The sequence below is a fragment of the Amycolatopsis sp. TRM77291 genome (assembly GCF_054166285.1).
Genome location: NZ_JBSZHF010000001.1, coordinates 8,390,004 through 8,416,497, shown reverse-complemented (window position 1 = coordinate 8,416,497; position 26,494 = coordinate 8,390,004). Strand labels below are relative to the sequence as shown.

General features: G+C 68.8%; 25 protein-coding genes. 11 read left to right on the top strand and 14 right to left on the bottom strand.

From position 1 onward, the window contains the following. Nucleotides 1-4 precede the first annotated feature (4 nt). The 3 genes from ACXIZN_RS39560 to ACXIZN_RS39550 all read left to right on the top strand — a co-directional run bounded on the left by ACXIZN_RS39560 (nucleotide 5) and on the right by ACXIZN_RS39550 (nucleotide 1,702). Nucleotides 5-421: a hypothetical protein gene (locus ACXIZN_RS39560; protein ID WP_457959870.1), complete on the top strand. Its 417-nt coding sequence runs from the start codon at nucleotides 5-7 to the stop codon at nucleotides 419-421. Between the two features lie 12 nt (nucleotides 422-433). Then, entirely contained in the window at nucleotides 434-1,315 is an 882-nt protein-coding gene (locus ACXIZN_RS39555; protein WP_457959869.1) for a ferredoxin, read from the top strand. 108 nt (nucleotides 1,316-1,423) lie between these two features. Continuing rightward, nucleotides 1,424-1,702, top strand: coding sequence for a hypothetical protein (locus ACXIZN_RS39550; protein WP_126736407.1), 279 nt, complete (start codon nucleotides 1,424-1,426; stop codon nucleotides 1,700-1,702). A gap of 131 nt (nucleotides 1,703-1,833) precedes the next feature. On the opposite strand, the gene ACXIZN_RS39545 is transcribed toward ACXIZN_RS39550, so the two are convergent. The 5 genes from ACXIZN_RS39545 to ACXIZN_RS39525 all read right to left on the bottom strand — a co-directional run bounded on the left by ACXIZN_RS39545 (nucleotide 1,834) and on the right by ACXIZN_RS39525 (nucleotide 7,401). Then, entirely contained in the window at nucleotides 1,834-2,991 is a 1,158-nt protein-coding gene (locus ACXIZN_RS39545) for a cystathionine gamma-synthase (RefSeq protein ID WP_034305458.1), read from the bottom strand. A gap of 51 nt (nucleotides 2,992-3,042) precedes the next feature. After that, entirely contained in the window at nucleotides 3,043-3,639 is a 597-nt protein-coding gene (locus tag ACXIZN_RS39540; protein ID WP_457959868.1) for a hypothetical protein, read from the bottom strand. A 43-nt stretch (nucleotides 3,640-3,682) separates the two neighbouring features. Beyond that, entirely contained in the window at nucleotides 3,683-4,240 is a 558-nt protein-coding gene (locus tag ACXIZN_RS39535) for a hypothetical protein (RefSeq protein WP_457959866.1), read from the bottom strand. A 153-nt stretch (nucleotides 4,241-4,393) separates the two neighbouring features. Then, the gene (locus tag ACXIZN_RS39530; RefSeq protein ID WP_457959865.1) at nucleotides 4,394-5,797 is read right to left on the bottom strand and encodes a hypothetical protein; all 1,404 of its coding nucleotides are present in this window, start codon (nucleotides 5,795-5,797) and stop codon (nucleotides 4,394-4,396) included. 233 nt (nucleotides 5,798-6,030) lie between these two features. Continuing rightward, complete coding sequence (locus tag ACXIZN_RS39525) at nucleotides 6,031-7,401, bottom strand: cystathionine beta-synthase (protein ID WP_457959864.1); 1,371 nt, start codon at nucleotides 7,399-7,401, stop codon at nucleotides 6,031-6,033. Between the two features lie 181 nt (nucleotides 7,402-7,582). On the opposite strand from ACXIZN_RS39525, the gene ACXIZN_RS39520 reads away from it, so the two are divergent. Then, entirely contained in the window at nucleotides 7,583-8,803 is a 1,221-nt protein-coding gene (locus tag ACXIZN_RS39520; protein ID WP_457959862.1) for an acetyl-CoA C-acetyltransferase, read from the top strand. A 98-nt stretch (nucleotides 8,804-8,901) separates the two neighbouring features. Here the strand turns inward: ACXIZN_RS39520 and ACXIZN_RS39515 are convergent, their stop codons facing one another. The 4 genes from ACXIZN_RS39515 to ACXIZN_RS39500 all read right to left on the bottom strand — a co-directional run bounded on the left by ACXIZN_RS39515 (nucleotide 8,902) and on the right by ACXIZN_RS39500 (nucleotide 13,514). Beyond that, the gene (locus ACXIZN_RS39515) at nucleotides 8,902-10,434 is read right to left on the bottom strand and encodes a DHA2 family efflux MFS transporter permease subunit (RefSeq protein ID WP_457959861.1); all 1,533 of its coding nucleotides are present in this window, start codon (nucleotides 10,432-10,434) and stop codon (nucleotides 8,902-8,904) included. 230 nt (nucleotides 10,435-10,664) lie between these two features. Continuing rightward, nucleotides 10,665-11,933, bottom strand: a complete 1,269-nt coding sequence (locus ACXIZN_RS39510; protein ID WP_457959860.1) for a YeeE/YedE family protein — start codon at nucleotides 11,931-11,933, stop codon at nucleotides 10,665-10,667. A gap of 138 nt (nucleotides 11,934-12,071) precedes the next feature. Further along, entirely contained in the window at nucleotides 12,072-12,605 is a 534-nt protein-coding gene (locus ACXIZN_RS39505) for an LppU/SCO3897 family protein (RefSeq protein ID WP_457959859.1), read from the bottom strand. 72 nt (nucleotides 12,606-12,677) lie between these two features. After that, nucleotides 12,678-13,514, bottom strand: a complete 837-nt coding sequence (locus ACXIZN_RS39500) for a Bax inhibitor-1/YccA family protein (protein ID WP_240599735.1) — start codon at nucleotides 13,512-13,514, stop codon at nucleotides 12,678-12,680. Between the two features lie 314 nt (nucleotides 13,515-13,828). On the opposite strand from ACXIZN_RS39500, the gene ACXIZN_RS39495 reads away from it, so the two are divergent. The 4 genes from ACXIZN_RS39495 (at nucleotide 13,829) to ACXIZN_RS39480 (ending at nucleotide 19,333) form a co-directional block, all read left to right on the top strand. After that, a complete protein-coding gene (locus tag ACXIZN_RS39495; protein WP_457959858.1) occupies nucleotides 13,829-15,298 on the top strand; it encodes a SpaA isopeptide-forming pilin-related protein in 1,470 nt (489 codons plus the stop codon). A gap of 11 nt (nucleotides 15,299-15,309) precedes the next feature. After that, nucleotides 15,310-16,002 carry a class F sortase gene (locus tag ACXIZN_RS39490; RefSeq protein WP_126736417.1) on the top strand — a complete coding sequence of 231 codons (693 nt, stop codon included), beginning with the start codon at nucleotides 15,310-15,312 and terminating at the stop codon, nucleotides 16,000-16,002. 99 nt (nucleotides 16,003-16,101) lie between these two features. Continuing rightward, nucleotides 16,102-18,093 carry an SDR family oxidoreductase gene (locus tag ACXIZN_RS39485; protein WP_126736418.1) on the top strand — a complete coding sequence of 664 codons (1,992 nt, stop codon included), beginning with the start codon at nucleotides 16,102-16,104 and terminating at the stop codon, nucleotides 18,091-18,093. A 118-nt stretch (nucleotides 18,094-18,211) separates the two neighbouring features. Beyond that, complete coding sequence (locus ACXIZN_RS39480) at nucleotides 18,212-19,333, top strand: cell division protein DivIVA (protein WP_457959856.1); 1,122 nt, start codon at nucleotides 18,212-18,214, stop codon at nucleotides 19,331-19,333. A gap of 85 nt (nucleotides 19,334-19,418) precedes the next feature. Here ACXIZN_RS39480 and ACXIZN_RS39475 read toward each other — a convergent pair whose 3' ends face one another. Beyond that, entirely contained in the window at nucleotides 19,419-20,744 is a 1,326-nt protein-coding gene (locus tag ACXIZN_RS39475) for an amidase (RefSeq protein ID WP_457959854.1), read from the bottom strand. A gap of 28 nt (nucleotides 20,745-20,772) precedes the next feature. Continuing rightward, complete coding sequence (locus tag ACXIZN_RS39470; RefSeq protein ID WP_457959853.1) at nucleotides 20,773-21,867, bottom strand: alkene reductase; 1,095 nt, start codon at nucleotides 21,865-21,867, stop codon at nucleotides 20,773-20,775. 67 nt (nucleotides 21,868-21,934) lie between these two features. On the opposite strand from ACXIZN_RS39470, the gene ACXIZN_RS39465 reads away from it, so the two are divergent. After that, nucleotides 21,935-22,348: a MerR family transcriptional regulator gene (locus tag ACXIZN_RS39465; RefSeq protein WP_457959852.1), complete on the top strand. Its 414-nt coding sequence runs from the start codon at nucleotides 21,935-21,937 to the stop codon at nucleotides 22,346-22,348. A gap of 6 nt (nucleotides 22,349-22,354) precedes the next feature. Here ACXIZN_RS39465 and ACXIZN_RS39460 read toward each other — a convergent pair whose 3' ends face one another. Genes ACXIZN_RS39460 through ACXIZN_RS39450 form a run of 3 tightly spaced genes read right to left on the bottom strand, consistent with a single transcriptional unit; the run spans nucleotide 22,355 to nucleotide 23,800 of the window. Further along, the gene (locus ACXIZN_RS39460) at nucleotides 22,355-22,930 is read right to left on the bottom strand and encodes a TIGR03086 family metal-binding protein (protein WP_457960718.1); all 576 of its coding nucleotides are present in this window, start codon (nucleotides 22,928-22,930) and stop codon (nucleotides 22,355-22,357) included. Nucleotides 22,931-22,935: 5 nt separating this feature from the next. Then, on the bottom strand, nucleotides 22,936-23,421 hold the full coding sequence (locus ACXIZN_RS39455) for an SRPBCC family protein (RefSeq protein ID WP_457959850.1): 486 nt from the start codon (nucleotides 23,419-23,421) through the stop codon (nucleotides 22,936-22,938). Between the two features lie 28 nt (nucleotides 23,422-23,449). Continuing rightward, nucleotides 23,450-23,800: an ArsR/SmtB family transcription factor gene (locus tag ACXIZN_RS39450; RefSeq protein WP_457959848.1), complete on the bottom strand. Its 351-nt coding sequence runs from the start codon at nucleotides 23,798-23,800 to the stop codon at nucleotides 23,450-23,452. A gap of 258 nt (nucleotides 23,801-24,058) precedes the next feature. On the opposite strand from ACXIZN_RS39450, the gene ACXIZN_RS39445 reads away from it, so the two are divergent. Together ACXIZN_RS39445 and ACXIZN_RS39440 are read left to right on the top strand one after the other, a co-directional pair. Further along, complete coding sequence (locus ACXIZN_RS39445) at nucleotides 24,059-25,300, top strand: glycoside hydrolase family 3 N-terminal domain-containing protein (RefSeq protein WP_457959847.1); 1,242 nt, start codon at nucleotides 24,059-24,061, stop codon at nucleotides 25,298-25,300. Nucleotides 25,301-25,445: 145 nt separating this feature from the next. Continuing rightward, a complete protein-coding gene (locus ACXIZN_RS39440; protein WP_457959846.1) occupies nucleotides 25,446-26,393 on the top strand; it encodes an alpha/beta hydrolase family esterase in 948 nt (315 codons plus the stop codon). Nucleotides 26,394-26,494 lie beyond the last annotated feature (101 nt).

The window sequence follows — 26,494 nt, the reverse complement described above, 5'->3', positions numbered from 1 at the left end:
CAGCATGACGCTGACGCCTGTCGAGCAGAACGAACTACTCGGCGAAATCACTAAGACGCTCACCGCCGCCGCGCCCGAGGGCTGGCAGCGGTTGATCTTCGACTTCAAGGTCATCGGGCGGCAGGCCAGCCCGGCCTTCGCGGCCAGGCTGACCGATGGCTCGACCCAGCAGATCAGCACGCCGAAGGACGTCTCCAAGCCGCTGTCGCGGCTGCGCAAGGGCATGTACGCCGAAGGGCTCGGCACCTGGTTCTCCCTCGGACTGGTGATCGATCCGCCCGCGACCTACCGTGCGCAGTTCGACCGGGACACCGAGCCCACTTTCCCGTCACCGCCCGCCGCCGAGCAGTACGCGCTGGAACAGGAGCGATTCCCCCGCACCGACGAGAACCTGCCGGATTGGTTCCGCAGCAAGCTTTAGGAGCCCCTGGACATGACCCAGCCGCCGGTACCCTTGAACCAGCAGCAGCAACAGCAACTCGTCTGGCAGATCGGCCATGCCCTCGCCACGCCGCTGCCGCCCGGCTGGCAGCAGATGCGCGTCGAGTACCGGGCGGCGGGCAGGCACGTCGAGGTCGACCTGCTCATCACCGGTCAGGACGGTCTGCCGCGGCCGGTGCAGCCGAGCCCCGAAGCCGTCCAGCTGCTCGGGAACCTGCGGGCGGGGATGTACCAGCCCGGCCGCGGGACCTGGCTGAGCGCGATCCTGGTCTACGGTTCGGCGACCGTGCTCAGCACGGACTTCCTCGCGGACGTGGAGCCGCCGTGGCGGCAGGCGCCCCCGCCGATCGGCTTCCAGGACGAACTCCGGTTCTTCCCTCGCGCCGAACAGAACACCCCGCCGTGGCTGCGCCAGCGGGCCGGGCTCGACGCCGCACCGGCGGCCGAGCCTTCGGTGGCCGAGCCCGCGGTGGCGACTCCGCTCGCCGAGACCCCGGAGGCACTCAAGTCGCCACGGGTCTACGACGGTCTCGACGAGTCCGGGCACCCGGTGGTGAACCGTGAGCCGCTGTCCCCGGCCGAGCGGGAACGCGTGCTGGCGTATCTCGACGCCGCGCCGGTCGTGCTGGCGTCGCGGAGCTACGACGCCGACGCCTTCGATCCCGACAGGGAACCGCTGGTGCCGTTGAACTTCCGCACGGACGGCCGGTGGTACTGGCCGGGTGCGGTCGCCTACTACCTGCGCGAGCACGACGTGGCGCCCGACCCCGAACTGCTCGGCCACATCAGGGCGTTGCGGTTCACCCTGCCCGACGTCGGGGAGCCCGAACGCGAACTCGCGGTCACCGCGATCACCGGTCAACCGTCCACTTAGGACGCGGTGATTCGCGGCCGGATGATGCCACCTGACGGATACGTCACGTGACAAGTTCACGGTCCGGGTACTCTTGACGGCAGCGACGAAGGCGAGCAGGGAGCGCACATGGCACGGGGGAACATCGGCAGGGTCCGGGCGACCCGTTCCGCCGGGATGCTCCCGGTCGTGCTGGCACTCACCTCGGCCGCACTGCTCACCGGCGCCGCCGTCTACACGGTCGACCGCGCCGGTTGCGTGGATCCGGGCCAGTACATCCGGCACGACAACCACATCGAACTCGTCGGCGGCTGCGTCGACGGCTCCGAGCTGCCCGCCGTACCGAAGGGTACTTCGCACGAAGCGGACGCGAAGAGCGGCGTCACGCCCAGCAACTACCGCCCATAACCGGGCGCTTCCTCCCACCACACCGCGCTGACCAGCGCGAATAGAGCAAGGGACCTTTGCTCCCACTTACTTAGCTCGGCTAAGCGAGTGGGAGCAAAGGTCCCTTGCTCACTTCCTGGGCTCGGCGGCGGTCAGCCCAGGGCCTTGGCGAGATCGTCGACCAGGTCGCTGCCGTCCTCGATGCCGACGGACAGGCGCAGCAGGTTGTCCGGCACCTCCAGGGTGGACCCGGCGGTGCTCGCGTGGGTCATCTTGCCGGGGTGCTCGATGAGCGATTCGATCCCGCCCAGCGACTCGGCGAGGATGAAGAGCTTCGTCTTCGACGCGACGTCGAGCGCGGCCTGCTCTCCGTCGATATGCGTGAACGAGATCATCCCGCCGAAGCGCCGCATCTGCTTCGAGGCGACCTCGTGGCCGGGGTGCTCCGGCAGGCCCGGGTAGTAGACGCGCTCGACCTTCGGGTGCTTCAGCAGCATCCGGGCGATCAGTTCGGCGTTGTCGCTGTGCCGCTCCATCCGCAGCGCGAGCGTCTTGATCCCGCGCAGGGTCAGCCACGCGTCGAACGGGCCGGGCACCGCGCCCGCCGCGTTGCGCAGGTAGAACAGCTGCTCGCGCAGCTCGTCCTCGTTCGTCAGGATCGCGCCGCCGACGACGTCGGAGTGCCCGCCGAGGTACTTGGTCGTCGAGTGCAGGACGACGTCGGCACCCAGCGAAAGCGGGTTCTGCAGGTACGGGGTGGCGAAGGTGTTGTCGACGACCAGGCGGGCGCCGGCGCCGTGCGCGACCTCGGCCAGCGCGGCGATGTCGGCGATCCCCAGCATGGGGTTCGTCGGCGACTCGCACCAGATCAGCTTCGTCTCCGGCCGGATCGCCGCGCGGACCTCGTCGATGTTCCCCAGGTCGGCGACCGTGTGCTCGACGCCCCACAGGCTGAGCACCTTGTCGATCAGGCGGAACGTGCCGCCGTACGCGTCGTTGCCGAGCACGAGGTGGTCTCCGGGCCGCAGGGTCGCCCGCAGCAGGACGTCGCTGGCCGCCATCCCCGACGCGTACGCCAGACCGTGCCGCGCGCCTTCGAGCGCCGCCAGAGCGACCTCCAGCGCGGTGCGCGTGGGGTTCGCGGTGCGGGAGTACTCGTAGTCGCCTTCGCGCGTGCCGCCGACGCCGTCCTGCGCGTAAGTCGAGGTCTGGTAGATCGGCACGATGACCGCGCCGGTCCGGGGATCAGGGGTCTGCCCGGCGTGGATCGCGCGCGTCTCGAAGCCCAGCAGAGAGTAATCGTCGGCCATACCGTCAAGGGTACGACCACCCCTGCGCGATCCCATCGTCTGGGATCGAACTCACCACTGCCCGGGCGGCTGTCCCTGCTGCTGGGCACCGGGGGCCGGCGGGTATCCGGGCTGTGGCGGCGGATATCCGAAGTTCGGCGGCTGCACGGGGCCGCCCTGCGGCTTGGCCGCCAGCCAGCGCGCCGTCGGCGGGACCAGCGCCAGCACGAGTGTCGCGATCGCCGGGATCAGGACCACGAAGAGGAGCCAGCCGATGCCGAAATGCAGCATCACCCCGCCGTACGAGAAGTAGAAGCTCGAGCCGATCGCCCGGAGCAGGAAGGCCAGCGCCACGAACCCGATCGCACCCGCGGCTCCGATCACGGTGAGCAGCCGTCCGGCCCGCTTGCGCAGGAGCAGCATGATCCCGCCGCCCAAGAGCAAGACCGCGCTGACGAGGTCCAGCGCCGCCCCGACCACCAAGAACGAAATGACGTAATGGGACAGCTCGATGATGTGGGACGCCAGCCCGGCGAGGAACCAAAGCCCGCCGAGGATCGCGAGGATCCCGGCGATGATCGCGGTCGCTCCGCTCGGCTGCCGCATCGGCCCCGGCGGGTAGGCACCCGGTGCCGGGTATCCCTGCGGCGGGTATTGCTGGAAGGTCATTTCTCCCCCTGTCGTATTCCTTGCCCGAGAAGTACCCCGGCGCTCACCATCCGCCCTGTTGGGGGAACTGGTTCTGCGGCCTGTACGGCTGCACCGGCGCGGGCCGCCAGCGCAGATACCGGAAAGTCGGCGGGAGGACCGCCAGCAGCAGCGCGAGCAGTCCGAACACGACCATGGCCAGGCGGAGGACGCCGTCGAAGGTCGCGAACCGGAGCAGGATGTCGAGGTGGATCCGGTACGGCACGCGGAAGGCGATCGGTTCCAGCACGACGGCCACGATGGCGAGCAGCGAACCGAGGATCAGCAGGATGGCGCCGACCAACGAGCGGAAGAACGTCGTCAACGCGCCCATCAGCAGGAACAACGCGGCGAGCAGGTACAGCACCAGCTCGACGAGCGCGAAGCCCGGCAGATTCGAAAGGCTGAACCCCGACGGGAGCTCGATGAAGTAGCGGATCGGGATGAAGCCCGACGCGAGGGCACCGACGAGGCCGAGCACCGCGGCGATGATCGCCGTCGCCCCGGATGGCCGGGCCTGCGGCGCGGGATACCCGTAAGCCGGTCCGTGCTGCTGTGCGGGATATCCGTACGGACCGGTCACGTCGCTCCCGTCGGCCAGGTGTGGGTTGACGGCGCTCACCCTAGCCGCCGGAACCTGGCCGTGGCAGGCGGATCGGGGATACCCCGGCGAAAACGAAACACCCCCGGCCGGGGGCCGGGGGTGCTCCGAGTGAAACCGTTCAGTGGCGGCGAATCACCACTGCTGCGGGGGCTGACCGGGCTGCTGGCCCGGCTGGCCGAAACCGCCGCTGGGGGGACCCTGCTGACCCGGCTGCTGCCCGAAACCACCGGGCTGCTGCGGAGCCTGGCCGAAGCCACCCTGCTGCTGGCCCGGCTGGGCGAAGCCGCCGCTGGGCGGACCCTGCTGGCCGGGCTGCTGCCCGAAACCACCGGGCTGCTGTCCCTGCTGCGGGAAACCACCCGAAGACGGCTGACCGGGCTGACCGAAGCCACCTTGCGGCTGGCCGCCGTACTGACCGGGCTGGCCCGGCTGGCCGAAGCCACCCTGCGGCGGGCCGCCGAAACCACCGGGCTGGCCGCTCTGCGGGGCACCCAGCACCGAACCGCCGCCACCGAGACCCACGAACTGCGCGGTCGCCGGGATCAGGCCCAGCACACCCACGGTCAGGATCACGATGCCGAGGAGCAGGTGCAGCAGGCCACCGCCGATGCCGGCGCCTTCCCTGGCGGACGGCGGCAGCTTGTCCAGGAAGTCCGACGACGGGGTCGAACCGCTGAGCAGGAGGACGCCGAACAGCACCAGCAGCGCACCACCGGCGGCGACGACGATCGGCGCGATCTTCTTCACCGTGCCGGGGAGCTTGCCCGCGAGGGCCAGCCCCACGCCACCGGCGAGGGAGACGAGCGACCCGACCAGAAGCATGATCACGTAGAACCAGGTCGCCCCCGGACCGACCACACCGGCTTCGTCCAGGAACTTTTCGATCTGCTCCTGGTTCGGAGCGCCGTCGAAGACCTTCGAATAGTCGCTGGCGTCACCGAAGTAGACGAACGACACGATCAAGGCGATCAGGCCGAGCAGCGCCACGACGCCACCGGCGATGAACCCGAACATCGGGTTCCCGCCGCCACCGCCCGAGGCGGCGGGGCTGTAGCCCTGCGGCGGTCCGCCGAAACCGGGCTGCTGGCCGAAGCCGCCCTGTGGCGGCCCGCCGAAGCCCTGCTGCGGCTGGCCGAAACCAGGCTGCTGCTGACCCTGCGACGGGTCGAAGCCGCCCTGCTGGGGCTGGCCGAAGCCCTGCTGCTGACCGAAGCCGCCACCCTGGGCGCCGTAGGCACCGGCGGCCGGGTTGTCGGCCGCGCTCGGCGGCGGGGCGTACGGGATGGCGGGCGGCTGCGAACCCGGCGGCACGAGCTGGGTGGACTCGGCGGTGGGGCTTTCCCCGCCGCCGCTCACCGGCTGCACGACCTGGGTCGCGTTCGCGTCACCGGAACCCTGCTGGACCGGCTGCACGACCTGCGTGGGCTCCGGCGTGTCGCCGAACCCGCCTCCCTGGGGCTGCTGCTCATAGGAGGGCTGCTGCCCGTACTGCGGTTGCCCGTAGTCGGGCTGAGCGGGCTGGCCGGGCTGCACCACCTGGGTCGGTTCCGGGGAACCGAACGGGTTGTCTTGCTGCGGCTGAGGGCCACTCGGGGGTCCCTGCGGTGGCTGGGCGCCACCCCAAGGCTGATTCGGTGGCTGCGGAGCACTCATTTGGGTCTTGAACCCCCTTGACGAGGACATAAAAGTTCAACTCACCCGACACGCTATCGGATAGCCGGTCGGGCCGCTCGTAACGCCCCGGCCCGACCATCCGATGAAATGCCTCTTTACCGTCCCGCGAGAAACGCGAGCAGGTCGTGCCTGGTGACGACACCCGCCGGTTTGCCGTCGACCAGGACCAGCGCGCCGTCCGCGCCCGAGAGCGCGTTCATCGCCACACTCACCTGTTCACCGGCGCCGATGGTCGGCAGCGGCGGCGACATGTGCTGCTCGAGCCGGTCGGCCAGCTGGGCCTTTCCGGTGAAGAGCGCCTCGAGGAGATCGCGCTCGTTGACCGCGCCGACGACTTCGGCCGCCATGACCGGCGGTTCCGCGCTGACCACGGGCATCTGGCTGACGCCGAACTCGGAAAGGATCGCCACCGCTTCGGCGACGGTCTCGTTCGGGTGACTGTGCACGAGGCTGGGCAGCGAGCCGCTCTTCTTCGTCAGGACGTCGCCGACGGTCCTGCCGCTGGAATCCGGCGGCAGGAAGCCGTAGGAGGACATCCAGCTGTCGTTGAACACCTTGGTGAGATAGCCGCGTCCGCCGTCGGGCAGGAGCACGACGACGACGTCGTCCGGGCCGAGGCCCTCGGCGAGCTTGAGCGCCGCGGCGACGGCCATACCGCACGAACCGCCGACGAGCAGCCCCTCTTCGAGCGCGAGACGGCGGGTGACGTCGAACGAGTCCGCGTCCGACACCGCGATGATCCGGTCGGCGATGTCCCGGTCGTAGGTGTCCGGCCAGAAGTCCTCGCCGACGCCTTCGACCAAGTACGGCCGCCCGGTCCCGCCGGAGTACACCGAGCCTTCCGGGTCCGCGCCGATGACCTGGACGCGGCCGTCGCTGACCTCCTTGAGGTACTTGCCGGTGCCCGAGATCGTCCCGCCGGTGCCGACGCCCGCGACGAAGTGCGTGATCTTGCCTTCGGTCTGGCGCCAGAGTTCCGGGCCGGTCGAGTGGTAGTGGCTGGCGGGGTTCTCCGGGTTGGCGTACTGGTTCGGCTTCCAGGCGCCCTCGATCTCGCGCACGAGGCGGTCGGAGACGTTGTAGTAGGAGTCCGGGTGCTCCGGCGCCACCGCGGTCGGGCAGACCACGACGCGGGCGCCGTAGGCCTTGAGCACGTTGCGCTTGTCCTCACTGACCTTGTCCGGGCAGACGAACACGCACTTGTATCCCTTGCGCTGCGCCACCATGGCCAGCCCGACGCCGGTGTTGCCGGAGGTCGGCTCGACGATCGTGCCGCCGGGCTTCAGCTCGCCGGAACGCTCGGCGGCTTCGATCATCCGCAGCGCGATGCGGTCCTTGACGCTGCCGCCGGGGTTGACGTACTCGACCTTGGCCAGGATGAGCGGCTGGAGCCCCTCGGCCAGTGCGTTCAGCTTGACCAGAGGGGTGTTGCCCACGAGGTCCACGATGTGCTCGACGTATTCCACTCCCACAGCCTAAACGCCGCAGGTCGCGATGTGCCTACTCAACTCCGGAGGAGGATCCGCGTTCGTCGAAAGAGTGGCGTGGGTCGCGTTGGCCTTTGACCCGCACCTCACTCCGGTGGAGGATGCGAGGTGAGCAACCGCTTAGCGCGTGTCTGGATCGAAAACAAGGGAGTGTCGTTCCATGCCCGAAGCCGTCATCGTCTCCACCGCCCGATCCCCGATCGGCCGCGCCGGCAAGGGATCGCTGGTGAGCATCCGCCCCGACGACCTCGCCGCGCAGATGGTCCGCGCCGCGCTCGACAAGGTCCCCGAACTCGACCCGACGCAGATCGAAGACCTCATGCTGGGCTGTGGCCTCCCCGGCGGCGAGCAGGGCTTCAACATGGGCCGCGCGGTCGCCGTCGAGCTCGGCTACGACCACCTGCCCGGCTGCACGATCACCCGGTACTGCTCGTCCAGCCTCCAGACCACCCGCATGGCGCTGCACGCGATCAAGGCGGGCGAAGGCGACGTGTTCATCTCCGCCGGTGTCGAGACGGTTTCCCGCTTCGCCAACGGAAGCTCGGACTCCTGGCCGAACACGCACAACCCGCTGTTCGCCGACGCCGAAGCCCGCACCGCGCAGGTGGCGGCCGAAGGCGCCGACAGCTGGACCGACCCGCGCGAGAACGGCGCCCTGCCGGACGTCTACATCGCGATGGGCCAGACCGCCGAGAACCTGGCGCGGTTGAAGAACGTTTCGCGTGAGGAGATGGACGAGTTCGGCGTCCGCTCGCAGAACCTCGCCGAGAAGGCCATCGCGGACGGCTTCTGGGCGAAGGACATCACGCCGGTGACCCTGCCGGACGGCACCGTGGTCTCGAAGGACGACGGCCCGCGCGCCGGCGTCACCCTCGAAGGCGTGTCCGGCCTCAAGCCGGTCTTCCGCCCCGACGGCCGGATCACCGCGGGCAACTGCTGCCCGCTCAACGACGGCGCGGCCGCGGTGATCGTCATGTCCGACACCAAGGCTCGCGAACTGGGGCTGACGCCGCTGGCCCGCGTCGTCTCCACCGGTGTTTCCGGGCTGTCGCCGGAGATCATGGGCTACGGCCCGGTCGAAGCGTCGAAGCAGGCGCTCGCCCGCGCCGGGATGTCGATCGGCGACATCGACCTCGTCGAGATCAACGAGGCGTTCGCCGCGCAGGTCATCCCGTCGTACAAGGACCTCGGAATCGACCTCGACAGGCTGAACGTCAACGGCGGCGCGATCGCCGTCGGCCACCCGTTCGGCATGACCGGCGCGCGGATCACCTCGACGCTGATCAACTCGCTTCAGCACCACGACAAGCAGTTCGGCCTCGAGACGATGTGCGTCGGCGGCGGCCAGGGCATGGCGATGGTGCTGGAGCGCCTCTCCTGACCCGCTGACCTGCGAAAAGGGAGCAAGGGACCTTTGCTACCGCTTACTTAGCCAGGCTAAGCGAGTGGTAGCAAAGGTCCCTTGCTCCCTTCCGGCGCCTAGTGGGTCATGATCGGCGGGGCCGGGGCGGCCTCCCCGTCCGCGCCCTCCGGCAGCGCGGGCTTGGTCTTCGGCAGGAACGCCGCCGGGATCAGGCACAGCGCGAGCAGGATCATCGACCACAGGAATGTCGTCGAGAACGCGTCCGCGGTCAGCCCCGAAGCCGCATCGCGCGTCGCCGGGTTCATCACCGCGGCCGTCGCGGCCAGCTGCCCCTGCGCCGTCGGCACGCCGAACTTTCCGGCGAGCAGCGCCGCCAGGATGATCGACAGCACCGCCGAACCGATCGCGCCCGCGGTCTGCTGCAGGATGTTCGTCGCCGTCGACGCCTTCGCCATGTCCTCCGACTTGAGTGTCTGCAACGCGGCCGAGGTGATCGGCATCATCGTCGCGCCCATGCCGAGCCCCATCACGAACAGCGCCGAAAGCAGCAGCCAATACGGCGTCGCCGCGGTGATCTGGGTGAAGGCGATCAGGCCGGCGAGCATCAGCACGAGACCCGGCAGAACGATCTTCCGCGCGCCGATCTTGTCCGCGAACCGGCCCGCGATCGGCATGGTCAGCATCGCGCCGACACCCTGCGGAGCGAGCAGCAGACCGGCGTTCATCGCCGATTCGCCGCGCGCCAGCACGAAATACGTCGGCAGGAGCAGCATCGCGCCGAAGAAAGCGACGCAGAAGAACGTCATCGTCACCATGGCGACGGAGAACGACGGGTTCTTGAACAGTTTCAGATCGAGCAGCGGGTTCGTCACCCGGTTCGCCCGGAACACGAACGCCACCAGCAACGCGACCCCCGCCAGCGCGGGCAGCCAGACGTCCACCGCGCCGACACCGCCCGCCGCCGGGATGTTCGAAACGCCGAAGATCAGCGCCGCCAGACCGGGCGAGACCATCAGCATGCCGAGGAAGTCGAACCGCTCGCCGGGCTCCGGCCGGTCCTTCGGCAGCAGGCGCCAGGCCATCGCCATGGTGATCAGGCCGATCGGCACGTTGATGTAGAAGATCCAGCGCCAGCTCACCGCGTCGACCAGCCAGCCGCCGAGGATCGGGCCGCCGATCGGGCCGAGCAGCATCGGCACCCCGAGCACGCCCATCACGCGCCCGATCCGGTGCGGTCCGGCGGCCCTGGTCAGGATCGTCATGCCGGCGGGCATCAGCATGCCGCCGCCGAAGCCCTGCAGGACCCGGAAGACGATCAGCGATTCGACGTCCCAGGCCATGCCCGCGAGCATCGAGCCGATCAGGAACAGGCCGATCGCGGTCATGTAGAGGCGTTTGGTGCCGAACCGGTCCGAAGCCCAGCCGGTGATCGGGATGACCGTCGCCAGGGCGAGCATGTAGCCGGTCGCGATCCACTGGATGGTGTCGAACGAGGTCTGGAACTCGATGGTCAGTTTCTGGAGCGCGACGTTGACGACCGTCGTGTCGAGGATCGCCATGATCGCGCCGAGGATGACGACGCCGGCGATCTTGAGCACGCCCGCGTCGAGTTTGTCGCCGCCCGGTGCGGCCGGGCTTTGCGTTGACATGAAAAATCCGTCCCTGATGCTCGGTGTCCCCGGGACGCGACGACCCCCGCGGTCGCGACTACGGAATCGATGCCCGGCCTCGCGCCGAGCCTTCCCCAATCGAGCTTGTGCATTAATGCGCAAGCTCAGTACGTAGCCGAGGGTAGCCGAACACAGGTTTTATCTGCCAACTTTTTCCCCGTACGCGGGCCTAAAGGGCAGACCCGCGTACGACATGTCACGAAGAGTGATCAGCAGACGCTGTCCGTCGGGGTCGGGTTGCCGAGCCCGAACAGCGGACGCAGCTTGAGCCCGATCCAGGTGCCGCCGAGCGCGAAGACGCCCCACAGCCAGCCGTGCAGGCTGCCGACCGAGATGCCGCCGAGGTAGGCGCCGATGTTGCAGCCGCCCGCCATCCGCGCGCCGACGCCCATCAGGATCCCGCCGAGCACCGCGGCGACGGCGGTCCGCCACGGGATCGAGCTGTGGATCTTCCACGCGCCCGCCGCCGCGGCCGCGACCCCCGCGCCGATCATGATGCCGATGTCGGTGAGGCTGTTCTTGTCCTTCCAGATCGGCCCGGCCAGCGACGCCGCGTTCGCCTTGATCTGCCAGAACTCCCAGGTCTCGGGGTGCAGGCCGAACACCTGCAGGATCTTGGCGCCCCACAGGCTGAACGCGCTCGTGACACCCCAGATCCCGCCGGAGACCAGGAAGACCGCGCCGGCCAGCACCCCGAGTATGACGGCACCGACGAGGATCGGCCACGAGCCGCGGTAGATCCGGGCGAAACCGCGCGCGGTCGGCACGACGTCGACCGGCGGCGGGTTGCGGCGCTTCTGCACGAACCGGGTCCCCAGCACGATCGCGGCGAGGACGGCGACAGTGATCGCCCACGAACCGAACCAGCCGACATGGTCGGCGAGCAGAACGCCCTTGAACTCGGGCCAGCCCGACAGCAGCGGATACGCCCACGTGTAGAGGACCGAACCGGTGATGAAGCCGCCGAGGGTCAGCACGATCGTCGACTGACCGGAACCGACCGCGAACAGCGTCCCCGAAGCGCACGCGCCACCCAGCTGCATGCCGATCGCGAAGATCGTCGCGCCGACGAACAGCGCGAGCCCCAGCCCGCCCGCGGTCGGATTCGGCGTGCTGCCGAAGAGCCCGGATCCGGTGCCCACGATCAGCGCGATCAACGTCGCGGCCGTTCCGAGCAGCAGCGTGTGCGCCCGAAGTCCCTGGCCGTTCCCGACCGCGATCAGCTGGCGCCAGGCCGAAGTGAACCCGAAACGGGAGTGGAAGAGCGCGAGGCCGAGCAGCAGGCCCAGGATGAGCAAGACACCGAACTTAGCTCCGTGCGCGGCCCAGACGTACCAGGTCAGTCCGACCGCGAGCGAACCCGCGACCGCCAGCGGCACGACCTTGACCGGCTCCTCCGGTTGCGGGACCGGGGCGGCGCAAGAGGTCGGGAAGTCGAGGAGTTTCTTCTCACCGGCTTGGGTTTCGGTCGTCGCCACCAGGACTCCAGGTCGATCGGCGGGGTGGGGGACGAGCAACGTTAGGACCGGTGACCGCCCGGACGCAGCCCGTCCCACACTGTGCGACGAACGGCCGCGCGCGCACGGCCGGATGGCGGCGGTAGCAAAGGTCCCTTGCTACCTGGTGCTCTTCACACAGACCGTCGAGGGCGGTGTCGAGTAGCTCTTGAGATGGGTCGCGTCCGTGTCGTCGCAGGTCGCGACGCTGTCGACCACCTTCAGGACCTCCGCGTCCCGCGCGGGATCCGAGCAGGGGACCTTCCGATAGGCCACGCTGTCGGCCAGGAAGTTCTCGAGACAGTCGCCCTTCTTGGCGTTGATCATCATGCAGAGCTTGTACGAGGCGAACGTCTTGTCGACGGTGAGCTGGTCGTACTCACCCGTGGGGCAGGCGCCGCCCGCGTCGGTCTTCGCGCCGGCCTTCGCGTTGGCTTCGGCCGAGCCGCAGTCCGCCTTGACCGGATCGTCGCCGACGTCACCGAAAGTGGTGACCGCGTAGCAATCCCCCACCCGGACGTCGTCGGTGTTCGAGAGGTAGCCGACGATCCACGACGACGCGCTCAGCACCACGATCGCGACCGGTACCAGGAGGCCGGCCCAGAACCACTTGGAACGCTTCGGCCTGGCGGGTTCGGCACTGTGCTCGGTCATGGGGTCAGCGTATTCGCGGCAACGGAAAAGGGCGCCCCGATCGCTCGGAGCGCCCTTTCGCGAAAACCCGGGTCAGTCGTTTTGGAAGTACGACAGCAGCCGCAGGATCTCGAGGTACAGCCAGACCAGGGTGGTCATGAGACCGAAGGCGGCGAACCACGCCCACTTCGACGGCATGCCTTCGCGGATCATCCGGTCGGCCTGGTCGAAGTCGAGCAGGAAGCTGAACGCCGCGACACCGATCACCACGAGGCTGAAGATGATCGCGATCGGCCCGCCGTCACGCAGCGGGTTGAAGCCGAAGAAGCTGGTGATGAGGTTGACCAGCATCAGGATCGCGACACCGACGACGGCGCCGATGATCCACTTCGTCAGCTTCGGGGTGACCTTGACCGCGCCGGTCTTGTAGACGACCAGCATCGCGACGAAGACACCCGCGGTGCCGATGATCGCCTGCAGCGCGATACCGGGGTACAGCGCTTCGAAAAGACCGCTGATCGCACCGAGGAAGACACCCTCGGCGGCCGAGTACGCCAGCGTGAGCGGGCCGCTCGGCTTCTGCTTGAAGATGATCACGAGCGAGATCACGAGGCCGACGAGCATGCCGCCGACGAGCGCGCCGATCACACCACCGCTGATACCGGTGATCCGGCCGGCGGCGTCCACGGGCAGCTGGCTGATCGCCCAGATCGCGGTGAGCACACCGGTCACCAGCGCGGTGCCGAGGCTCAGCGCCGTCTTGATGACGACGTCGTCGACGGTCATCGGACGGTCGTCGGCGCCGGCGGAGGTCTGCGGGGGGCCGTAGCCGGGCACGCCGCCCTGGGGTTGGTTGAAGCCTACGTTGGGTCCGTACTGCGCCGCGCCACGCGGCAGGTTCCGGAACGCCGGGTTGCTACTGGATCGCACCTGATCCTCCTGGATCTACTGGCACCTGCATCGGGTTCAACGACCGCGTGGGCCGCCCGGTTCCCGTCGAAGTAAAGACGACTTTACTCACAATCGGCGCGACGCCCATCCCCCACACCGTATGCGGCGCAGATCACCGACCGTTCACCGATACCCCACCTGATGCCGTATTGCCAAAACCGCTGATCACCCGCCACTCTCCACGTTGCGTGTTCGGATAATCACCGAAGGCGTGTCGGGGAACCTATCGATCGTGTGACCTGCGCCGACGTAAATGCGCCGGGGCAGAGCACGGCCAAAGGAGTCAACACACCATGGGGTGGACCACACGCCCGAGCGTGCGTTCGCGCGCCTTGACCAGCCTGATCGCGACGTGCCTGCTCGGCGCCTTGTCCGCCACCGTCGCGGTGACACCGGCCTCAGCCGCGCCGAAGGAGGGCGTCGGTTACGAAGTGACGCCCGGCCAGACGGTCAGCGGCAAGCCCAGAGCCAGCGACTGGCTCGGCTCGTACGTCGTCAACGGCAAGCACGTGTTCTGCGTGAGCTACCAGCTCAAGGCGCCGGACACCGACGAGCAGTACAAACCCGGGGACGAACTGCTCGACAAGTGGAAGCAGAAGCTGCCCGACGACATCGCGGCCAACATCTCCTACCTGCTGCTGCGCTACGGCAGCACCCAGGACAAGGCCGAAGCGGCGGCGCTCGCGCACCTGCTGCACTCGTGGACGTCGAAGCCACGCACCAATGCGGATCTCGACCCGACCCGCGGCCCGGACGAGATCGGCTACGACATAGAAGGCCAACTCGCCAAGCTGAAGAAGCAATGGCCCGATGCCGCCACGGCCGTCGAGAAGCTGACCAAGGACGCCGAAGCCAACCGCGGCCCGTGGACCACCTCGATCACCCCGCCGAAAGAAGACCAGCACATCGGCACCGCGGGCGAGTGGACGATCAGCGTCAAGAACGCCAAGGGCAAGGGCATCTCGGGCGTTCCCGTGCAGCTCACGCCGTCGAACGCGACCGTCGACAGCGGTGAGAGCACCAAGCCCGCGTCGACCTCGAACACCAAGGCCGAGAAGGCCACCACGGTGAAGACCGGCGAGGACGGCACCGTCACGGTCAAGGTCACGCCGACCGGTGACCAGCCGAAGCTGTCCAGTTCGCTCTCCGCCCCGGCGGACCGGCCGTACGTGCAGTTCCCGGTCGACACCGGTGTGCAGAAGGTCGTCTCGACCGGCGGCGAGAAGGAACTGAAGGCCCAGGGGGTCGCGGTCGTTTCGAAGCCGGGCAAGGTCCAGGTGACCAAGGTCGACGCGAAGACCGACAAGGGCGTGGCGGGCGCCGCGCTTCGGATCACCGCGAAGGACAAGACGACGGCCGCGGTCGGCCACGACGGCAAGCCCCTCAACGGCGCCGACGGCAAACCCGCCGTCGTCACCACCGAAGGCGAGAACGGCACCGTAACCGTGGAGAACCTGCGTGCCCCGCAGGAGATCTGTGTGGTCGAGGTCAGCGCGCCGCCGGGCTACACCAACGCCTTCGATCCGAAGAATCCGCCGTCCGCCTGCGGTGAGGTCAAGCCGGGTGAGACGCTGACGCTCAAGGTCGCCAACACGCCCAACGAGGTACCGCGCACCATCCCCGCCGGCGACCGGCCGGTGGCGATGTTGCAGGGCACCGTCGAGAACTCGGCGTCGACCGCCGGCATTCTCGGCGTCGGCGCGCTCGCGCTGCTCGGTTCGCTGATGGTGGGCGTGGCCGCGCGGCGGTCTTCGCGACGCTAAGAGGTTCTGGAATGTCAGTACGACGCGGGTTCGCGCTGGGAGCCGTCACGGTCCTGTGCGCGGACCTCGTCGCGGCCCTGCTCATCTGGCCGCCGACGACAGTGGTGACGGGGACGGCTCAGGCCGTCTCCGTCTCGGTCGCGGGCGGCGCGCCCGCCGCTCCCGCGCAGCAGGAGACCCCGCCCCCGCCGGACATCGTTCCCACGACTCCGACGGCCGCCCCACCGCCGCCGTCGTCGTCGAAAGCGCCCGAAGCACCGAAACCACAGGGCCCGGGGACGATCCGGCTGCCCGCGGGCGGTGCGGCGAAACTCGTACGCAAGGAACTCGGACCGGGGGCGGAGCTTCCCGTGCCGGAGAACCTCGGTGAGGTGACCTGGTGGGGCGCCGAACTGAGCGCGGCCACCGGCGCCAGCGTGTTCGCTGGCCACGTGAACTGGAAGGGCGCGACGGGCCCGTTCGCGGAGCTGTGGACCGAGCGGATCGGCGGCACCGTCACCGTGGTCGACAAGGCCGGGAAGTCCTGGCAGTACAAGGTCTCCCAGCTGATCACGCTGAAGAAGAACGAACTGCCACAGCGCGCGGACGAGCTGTTCGGCCAGTCCGGTCCACATCGGATAGTCCTCGTCACCTGCGGCGGCCGGTGGGTCGGCGGGGAGACCGGATACGCCGAGAACCGGGTCGTCATCGCCGACCCAGCCTAGTTACCCGTGAGTAACTTCACGGGTGCCGTGGTGGTCCCAGCCGTGCCGATGCAGCAGAATGCCGGGGGACGCGGGCGAGCACGGTGAAGGGTGAGACTGATGGCGACTTTTCTGGTGACCGGGGCGACCGGACTGATCGGGCGCCAGTTCACCCGGCTGCTGCTCACCAGGGACGACGTCGACAAGGTCGCGCTCGTCGTCCGGGCGTCCTCGCGGGACAAACTCGCGAAACTCGTGAACGCCTGGCCGCATCCGGAACGCGTCACCCTCGTCACCGGTGACCTCGGCGAGCCGCTGCTCGGCGTCGGCCAGGAAGACCGAGAGCGGCTTCGCGGCGTCGACCACGTCGTACACCTCGCCGCCCTGTACGACCTCACCGCCGACGACGAAGCCAGCATCAAGGCCAACGTCGAAGGCACCGCGCAGGTGATCGCGCTCGCCGCCGATCTGAACGCGGGCTGCCTGCACCACGTGTCCTCGGTCGCCGTCGCCGGTGACCACGAGGGCATGTTCACCGAGGAGATGTTCGACGTCGGCCAGCGGCTCATCACGCCGTACCACCGCACGAAATTCGAAGCGGAGCGCCTCGTACGCGAACAGCAGGACGTGCCGTGGCGCGTGTACCGGCCTTCGGTCGTCGTCGGGAACTCCGAGACCGGCGAAATGGACAAGATCGACGGCCCGTACTACCTGTTCCCCGCGATCAGCAGGCTCGCCGGACTGCCCGACGTGCCGATCGTCGGCCCCGACCTCGGCGACACCAACGTCGTCCCGGTCGACTACGTCGCCGAGTCGCTGAACGCCCTGATCACCACGAAGGGGCTCGACGGGCGCGCGTTCCACCTGGTCAACCCCGAACCGCAGCCGGTCGTCTCGGTCTACAACGCCTTCGCGAAGGCGGCGGGCGCGCCGACCATCTCCGTGCAACTCAACGACCGCTTGTCCAAGGGCATCGTCAACCTGGTGAAACTGAGCGAGCACATCCCCGGCTTCACGATCGCGCGTGACGCCGTGCTGGAGCGGCTCGGGATCCCGCCGGTACTGCTGGAGACCATGGCTTTCCCGTCGGTCTTCTCGTCGGCGTCGACGCGCAAGGCACTCATCGGTTCGGGCGTCGAGGTGCCCAGGATCGAGGACTACGCGCCCACCCTGTGGCGCTACTGGCGGGAGCACCTGGACCCGTTCCGCGCCCGCAAGCACGGGCCTCGCGGCGAACTGGACGGTCGCCGCGTGATCATCACCGGCGCGTCCTCGGGCATCGGCCGCGCGACCGCGATCAAGGTCGCGGCCGCGGGCGGGGTGCCGCTGCTCGTGGCGCGGCGGCAGCACGAGCTCGAAGAGGTGCGGGACGAGATCATCGCCGCGGGCGGCACGGCGTCGGTGTACCCGGCCGATCTGACCGACGAGGAATCGGTGCATAAGGCCGTCGACGCGATGCTCGCCGAGCACGGCCGGATCGACATGCTCGTGAACAACGCCGGCCGGTCGATCCGCCGGTCGATCAAACTGTCGTACGACCGGTTCCACGACTACGAACGCGCGATGGCGATCAACTACTTCGGCGCGGTGCGGCTGATCCTCGCGGTGCTGCCGCATATGTCCGAGCGGAAGTTCGGGCATATCGTCAACGTCTCGTCGATCGGCGTTCAGGGAATCGCGCCGCGCTTTTCGGCGTACGCGGCGTCCAAGGCCGCTTTGGACTATTTCTCCCGGATCGCCGCGACCGAGACCCACGGCGACGGAATCACCTTCACGACCATCCACATGCCACTCGTGCGCACGCCGATGATCCGGCCGACGAAGATCTACGACGCGTTTCCGACCAAATCCCCGGATCAGGCCGCGGACATGGTGATGAAGGCGCTGAGGGAGCGCCCGAAGCACATTGGCACGCCCGCCGGGCAGGCGATCGGGCTCGCGTACACGCTCACGCCGGGACTCACGGATGCCGTGGCCTACCAAGGATTCCGGGTGTTCCCGGATTCCGCGGCCGCGGGCGGCGAAGGCGGGCTCAAGATCGGGAAGGGCGAGCAGCATCTGTCCCGGGCGGCGATGGCGCTCGCCCGGCTCAGCCGCGGCTTCCATTGGTGACACTGCGCACACGGGTGGCGGCCGTTCAGGTGAGGGATCGCAGCTGAGAGCCGACACACGTCGGTGAATCACGAAGCCTGGCAACGGCGACACCGGGTACGCAGGTACCGTCGTGGCCATGGTTCCCGAGCGAGACAACGGCCTGTTGCCCCTGCGGCGCGAGTACACCCAGGCCTGGCACGGCTTCGACCGGAACGAAGTGCGCCAGTATCTGGATCATCTCGAAGCCCAGCTTCGTCGCGTGATCACCGACCGCGACGCCGCGATCGCGCAGGCGACATCGGCCACGCGCGAACTCGAAACCGTCCGCCACGAGGTGGCGAAGCTGAACGCCAGGATCGAGGAGCTGAAGAAACCGCCGGAGCGGCTCGAAGACCTCGATGAGCGGATGCAGCGCACCGTCACGCTCGCCCAGGCGCGTGCGGAAGAGATCACGAAGCGTGCCGAGGTCGCCGCCGAGAAGCACTGGGCGTCGTCGAGCGAGGCTTCGAAGAAGCTCCGTGAGCGCTACACGCGGCTCGTCGCCGAGCTGGACAAGCAGGCGGACGCGCTGCACTCGGAACACGAGTCCGCGCTCGCCGAGACGCGGGCCGAGGTCCAGCGGCTGACCGTCGAGGCCGCCCAGCGCCGGGAACTGCTGGACAACGAGGCCGAGCGCAAGCGCCGGAAGATCGAGCGCGAGTTCGATCAGACGATCGCGGCTCAGCGAGCCGCGCACGAGAAGCACGTCGCCGACCAGCAGACGGCCAGCAAGAACCAGGCCGAGCGCCGGATCGCCGAGGCCACCGCGGAGGCGAAGCGCCGCATCGACGAGGCCACGGCCGAGGCCAAGCGCCGGCTCGACGAGGCCACGACGACCGCCGCCCAGCGCACGACCGCCGCCCAGCGGAAGGTCGAGCGGCTGGCGGAGATCCGCGAGCAGGCCCGCAAGAGCCTCATGCAGGCCGACGAGGTCCTCAAGGGCAGCGAGGCGATGCTCGCGGCGCTGCCCGAGGAGTCGGTGATCCCGCACGCTTCGAAGCTCGTCGGCGGCGACAGCAAGGCCGAAGAGAAGAAGCCGGCGGGTAAGCCCGCCGAGCCGCCCGCTTCGAAGGCCGCCGCTCCGGTCGCCGCCAAACCTTCTCCCGCCAAGCCCGCTTCTCCGGCGCCTGCCGCCGCTGCGCCGAAGAACGGACAGGGCGAGCAGAACGGCCCGAAGGCGAACGGGCAGAAGCCTTCACCGGCCAAAACCGGCTCCTGACCAGCGCGAAGTAGCAAGGGACCTTTGCTATCGCTCTCTTTTGGAGAGTGACAGCAAAGGTCCCTTGCTCTCTTCTGGGAGCTTGTCAGGAGGCGGTGGTGCGCGGCCAAGGGTTGGCCGCTTCGAGCTGGGCGGCGAGGCCCAGGAGGAGGGCTTCCCCGCCGGGCGCGGCGACGAGCTGGACGCATGCCGGAATGCCCGAAGGATGCACGCCGACCGGCACGGACATCGCCGGATAGCCCGCGAGATTCCACAGTCCCGCGAAACCCGCCACACGCACGGACGGCAGCACGTTGGCGATCCAACGGCTGTCATGCCAAGTGCGGGCCTTGAGCGGGAGTGTCGCGATCATGGGCGTGACCAGGACATCGTGGTCGGCGAAGAACTCTTCGGCACGCTCCAGCCAGCGCTCCCGGGTGCTCTCCCGGACGCGTTTGGCCATCAGTCGCCCGAGCCGGACGTGGGTTCGTGTCCGGGGCTGGAGCGCGGCGAGGTCGAAGTCGGCCGCTTGTTCGGCCGGGCCCGCGACCCAGCGCGCCAGGAGCCCACCGATCGCTCCGGCGCTGTATCGGGGTGTGCCCGGCGCCACGGTGTGCCCGGCCGCGCGGAACAGCTCTCCGGCTCGCGTGACGGCCCGGCTGAAGGCGCGCGGCAAAGGCGCCCTCGTCAACGGGACCTGAGTCGACAGGGCGATGCGGGACGGCTTCGGGACGGCGAGATCCGCCAGCCCGGGCTCTTCGGCGAGGACCGACATCAAGACGGCGGCGTCGGCCACGGTGGTCGTCATCGGACCATGCGTGGACAGGCCGAACCAGCCGTCCTCCCCCGGTACCCGGACCACGCCCTTACCCGGTTTGAGACCGACGATCCCGCACATCGCGGACGGCAGCCGGATCGACCCCAGCCCGTCCGTGCCGTGCGCGATAGGCACCAGCCCGGCCGCGACCGCGGCCGCGCTCCCGCCCGACGAACCGCCGGCGGCATAGGACGGATTGCGCGGATTGCGCGCCGTCCCGTCCGGATCGTCACTCGACGGCCAGATGCACAACTCCGGCACCCGGGTCAGACCGACGATCACCGCTCCGGCCGCGCGTAGCCGCCGGGCTATCTCACCGTCCTCTGTGGACAGCGTCGACGAACCCGCACGCGACCCCCAAGAGGCGTACTCACCCTCGACCGGCGCGACGTCCTTGACCGCGACCGGCACCCCGGCCAAGGGCAGGTCCGCCAGATCCGCACGGCCGGCGACAGCGGCCGCCTCGGCGAGCGCCTCCTCGGTCCTCACCCGGCGGAACGCGCCGACCACCCCGTCCGCCGCCGCGATCCGGGCCAGCGCCTCGCGCGTCACCTGCACCGGATCGAGTTCCTTGGCACGCACAGCCGCCGCGATTTCCACTGCCGTCTTGACCATCCCAGCACTGTAGAGCGGGCGGCGAAGATCAGCTGCGCGCCGAACAGGCGAACTTCGCCGGGTCCGCTTCGAGCGCCGGGAAGTCGGTGTAGCCGTCGAGCCTGGCGCCGTAGTAGACGTCACGGTGCGCCCGAGCCAGCGGGGCACGGAGAGCGAAACGGGCGGGCAGATCCGGGTTCGCGATGAACAACCTGCCGAAAGCGACCACGTCGGCCAGCCCGGACTCGATCAAACCCTCACCCTCGTCCTGAGTGGTCGGCTCCTCGGACCGCAGGTTCGCGATGAGCGTCCCCGGCCACAACGGCCGCAGGTGTGACAGCACCTCGGCGTCAGGAGTATCGATGACGTGCAGGTATGCGAGCTCGTACCGGCGTAGCTCCGCGACCAGTTGTGGGTACACCTCCTTCCAATCGTCTTCCGCGATGTCGTTTTCCGGGTTTCCGGGCGAGATCCGCAGGGCGACCCTGGCGGCACCGATCTGCTGGACCACGGCCGCCACCACCTCGAGCGGGAAACGGAGCCGGGCGGCGACCGAACCGCCGTATCGGTCCTCTCTCCGGTTGGTGTTGCGAGCGAGGAACTCCTGGATGAGATAGCCGTTGGCACCGTGGAGCTCCACACCGTCGAATCCCGCCTCGATGGCCCGCCGGGCCGCCGCGGCGAAGTCCTGGACGACCTCGCCGATCTCCTCCTCGCCGAGAGCACGAGGCTCGACCGTGTCCGTCCAGCCTTCGGCCGAGAAGATCCGGCCGGCCTGCCGGACCGCCGACGGCGCCACCGGCGTCCGGCCCATCACACCGGGGTGAGAGACCCGGCCCGCGTGCCAGAGCTGCGCGAAGATGCGACCGCCTTCCTCATGTACGGCCGCCGTCACCGCGCGCCATGCCTCGGCCTGTTGCTCCGTCGCCAGCCCTGGAATACCCGGTCCGCTCTTGCCTGTCCGGTTCACCCAGACGCCTTCACTCACGATCAAACCGGCGCTCGCGCGTTGCGCGTAATACTCGGCCGTCCGTGGATGCGGCACGCCGGTGGCATCGTCCGCGCGCCCCCTGGTCATCGGGGCCATCGCCATCCGGTTCGGCAACTGGAGCGCGGTACCGCGGAATGCTTCGAGCAACCTCATGAACGCGAAGCTAAACCCTGACACCGACGTCACGGTCAACCTCGGTTCCCGCGGCTACTGTGGACCCATGCGGATCGGTGAACTGGCGAAGCGAACCGGGGTGAGTGTCCGCTCGTTGCGGTACTACGAAACGGAAGGCCTGCTGACTCCCGCTCGATGCGGCAACGGCTACCGGACCTTCACCGAAGACGACATCGCGCGGGTCCTGCAGATCCAGCTCTTCTATTCGGCCGGGTTGTGCAGCGGCAAAATCGCGGAACTCCTTCCCTGTGTTTCCGGGGACCACACGCATTTGGTGCCCTCGCCGGAGATGGCCGGCGAACTGGAGATCGCCAAGACTCGGATCCAGAACCAGATCTCTTTGCTCACCTCCTCTCTGTCGGTTCTGGAACGTGTCCTGGCCGCGGCCAAGGGAACCGATACCGCCGAGGTTCCAGTTCCTTCCCGGCCCGTCCGGCGGCACCGCGGGATCCACGTCTGATCCGTGTCAGGCGTTCGGATCCCGGCCCATCAGCCCGAGCAGCCTGTCCTGCAGGGGCGCGTCGTCGGGCACCTTCACTTCGGGACCGAAGACGACGATGCCGGGCCCGAACGCTCCGGGAATCCTCATCTGATCGGGGATCGCCTGCGCCGCAGGCCACATCCGGGCGACCTCCTCCGGATCGATCGTGTCGTCCTGCCCGGTGGCCCTGGCCAGATCCCAGCCGTGGATCACCATATCGGCACTGACGACCTGGTCTATGTGCTGCTCCGCGGTCATCTTCCCCATCGGTGTCCCGTGTTCCGTGGCCGCGAGCACGGGATCGGCGAGGACGGCTTCGACATCGGCCCGCGCGGCACGGAAGGCGCCCAGCGGGTCGTCCAGGAGCGACGGCGCCGGCCCGAGGTCACGCCCGAAGGGGCGCAGCATCGCGCCGTGCATGTCGACGATGTGCCCGACGACATCCCTGGCGTTCCACTCTTCACACGGAGATCCGCTCTCCCACTGCCCGGCCCGGACGGCGGCGACCTTGCTCTCGAAGGCGTCGGCCCGGACGCGATATCGGTCCGCGATGGCGGTCATCGTGTTCACGCCCCCACCGGAGCGGCCAGGAACCCGGCCAGCTTGTCGAAGCCCTCGCCGACGCCCCGCTCCATCCCGGATTCGAGCACGGCGTCCCGGATCCGCTTCGAGCCGTACCGCACCACCTGGGTCAGCGCGGTCACCCCTTCGTGCTCGACCAAGGTCAGAGTCGACAGGGCCTGGCCTTCCGACGCCTCACAGTCCTCGTTCGTCTCGAGGGAGACGAGCCGTTCCGGGCGGTCGATCTCCTGGTAGACGCCCTGCAGCAGCATCTCCATTCCACCGCCGTGGCGCAGCCGATACCGCCATCTGCCGCCGACCCGCAGGTCGATCTCGCATTCGACGACCTCGCAGCCGCGCGGGCCGAACCAGCGGCGCACCAGCTCCGGTTTGGTCCACGCGTCGAACACCAATGCCCTCGGCGCGTCGAAGGACCTCGTCATGACGATCTCGAGATCGCCGGATTTCGTCACGCTGAGAGTTCGTCCCATCGGGCTGTTCCTTTCCGCTCGTGGGTGGTCAATCGGTCTCGTGCCGGCGCTCCGGGTGCCGCATCTCCTCGTCGAGGACGAGATCCAGCTCCGTGAAGGCCTCGTCCCAGTGGCGGCGGTAGCCGCCGAGCCATTCGTTCGCGTTCTTCAGCGGCTGGGCCACCAGCCGGCAGGGGCGACGCTGGGCGTCACGCCCCCTTGCCACCAGCCCCGCCCGCTCCAGCACCTTCAGATGCTTGGAGATGGCGGGCTGGCTCATCGCGAAGGGTTCGGCCAACTCCGTCACCGTGGCCTCGCCGCGCGCGAGCCGCGCGAGGATCGCGCGGCGGGTGGGGTCGGCGAGTGCCGCGAAGGTGACATCGAGCAGATCCTGTGTCACGGTCGCCCGCCTTTCCGTTCCATGGTCCGAACCGTTTCTCACGAGTTCGAGTTCTCACGATCGATAACCTTGCGGTTCCATAACCATGTGGTAATCTACGGCGGAGCAGACCGAGTTGTCAAGCACGAAGTCCCGTTTGACCAGAGAGAACACGATCCGGAAGGAGGTGTGGCCGAAGGTTCGGCCCGGCGTGGCCACGCACCAAAGGGGCACGCGAGCGCGTACGAAAGGGCAACTGGGGTTACCGTCGACACCGGCATGGACGACGAACGAAACGAGCCGATGAACTCCGGGCGACCGAAGACGACGAAGCGATGGGCGGCCGTCATCCTGGGAGCCGCCGCTGTCCTGGCCACCAGCGTGCAATGCGGTACGGCGAACGACGAGGCCGGATCCGCGCAACCGGCGGGCACCGTACCTCCGCCTCGCAGCAGCGCCGCTTCAAGCCAGCCAGCCGCCAGCAGGCCCGGGCCCTCGCTGTCACCGAGGGCGGAGCAGGCACCCGTTCCAGGCTGTGGAGCCGTCATCGCCGGGATGAGCCCTCGGCAGCGGCTGGCCCAGCTGGTGGTGGTCGGCGTGAACGCCGGTGACCCGCAGGCGGCGGTGAAGCTGGTGCGAGATCAGCAGGTCGGCGGGATCTTCCTCGGCGGCAACGAGACGGCCCTGCTGCGGAACCACGCACTGGACGAGGTGCAGCGCGCCGCGAAGGTCCCGGTCTCGGTCGCGATCGACGAGGAAGGCGGCCGCGTCCAGCGGATCGACGCCCTCGACGGTGAAATGCCGAGCGCCCGGAAGATGGCCTCGACACTGACGCCGGCGCAGGTACGGGCGAAGGCGGCCGAGCGAGGGCGGCAGATGCGAGCCCGCGGCGTCACCGTCGACTACGCGCCCGACGCCGACATCACCGACCAGCCGGACCGCGACATCGTCGGCGACCGATCGTTCAGCGCGAACCCGGAGGTCGCACGCAAGTACGTCCTGGCGTTCGCGCAGGGCCTGCGAGACGCCGGGGTGCAGCCGGTGCTGAAGCACTTCCCCGGGCACGGGCACGCCACCGGGGATTCCCACAAGGGACTGGTACGAACGCCGCCACTGGCCTCGCTGCGAAAGGTCGACCTGGTGCCGTATCGCGACATCGGAGAGTACGGCGAGATCGGCGTCATGGTCGGGCACTTGGACGTCCCCGACCTGACCGGCGGCACCCCGTCGACCCTGTCGGCACCGGCGTACCGGCTGCTGCGGAAGGACTACGCGTTCAACGGCCCGGTGATCACGGACGATCTCGGGGCGATGAAGGCGATCACGGCGCAGTACCCGCTCCAGACGGCCGTGCTCAAGGCCCTTCAGGCGGGAGCGGATCAAGCGCTGTGGTCCTCCGGCGGCAACGTCGGGACGGTGCTGGCCACCCTGGAGCAAGCGCTCGCGTCCGGCGACCTCCCGGCCGCCCGGGTCGACGAGGCCTTGACGCGGGTGCTCGCGGCGAAACGCGCCTGCGGCTGACCGGCCGGACACCCGCGGGTCCGCGGCGAGCCGATACCAGGGTGACGTGTAAAGCGGTCCGAAAACTCAATGAACACAATGCTGACCAGGCCCGCGGCAGGAGTGACCCTGATCACCGCCCTGCCGCCCGATCAAGGAGGATCGCGTGCCTGGTCCCACGAAGTACCTGCGTCGTCTCGCGCTGGCGGCCGCCGCCGCTGCCGTACTGAGCCTGTTCGTCATCCCGGCGGCGTCGGCGGCGTCAGTAGTGCCGTCTGCGATCGATCATCCGGTGCGGACGACCGGCTGCCAGCGTCCGTCCCCGGTTCCCGCCGGGACGACGACGCTGCGGACGCTGACGTCCGGCGGCCTGGTCCGCGAGTACACGGTGCACGTTCCGGCTCGGTACCGGCCGTCGAGGCCGTACCCGCTGGTGTTGTCGTTCCACGGTCACAAACGCACGTCGAAATATCAGGAGGAGCTATCCGGATTCTCGGCTTATGACGCGATTTCCGTCTACCCGCAAGGACTTCCGGGAACGGACGGCGAATCGGCATGGACCGGCGCGCCGTATTCGGCGGCCGCCGACGACGTGCTCTTCACCAGCGATCTGCTGAACACGCTCCAGCGTGAACTGTGCGTCGACTCCCGCCGAATCTACGCGACAGGCAAATCGAACGGCGGCGGGTTCGTCGGCGTACTCGCTTGCCGGATGCCGGGCCGGATCGCGGCGTTCGCACCCGTCGCCGGCGCGTTCTACCCGCAAGGAGGGGAATGCCACCCGTCGCGTCCCGCGCCGATTCTCGATTTCCACGGAACGGCCGACGCGACGATCCCCTACACCGGGAATCCCGCGAAGGGCCTGCCGGCGTTGCCGGACTGGCTCGCCGCATGGGCGGATCGGAACGGCTGCTTCCCACACCCGATCCGGTATTCGCCGCAAACCGACGTCACCGTTCAGCGCTGGCTCGGTTGCTCGCTGCGGCACTATCGGGTCGAAGGCGCCGGGCACGTCTGGCCGAGCACCGCGCCGAACAACGACTCCGCCACCCCGACCGTCATCGACGCGACTCCGATCATCTGGAAGTTCCTGCTCGCCCACCGTCTGCGTTAAGAACTCGTCGATTCCCTTGCCGGACCGGTACACCCGGCGCTACCGTCGAACTGACCGGATGACCAGATGAGCAAATCCGGTCATAAGGTCAAGAGATCTGG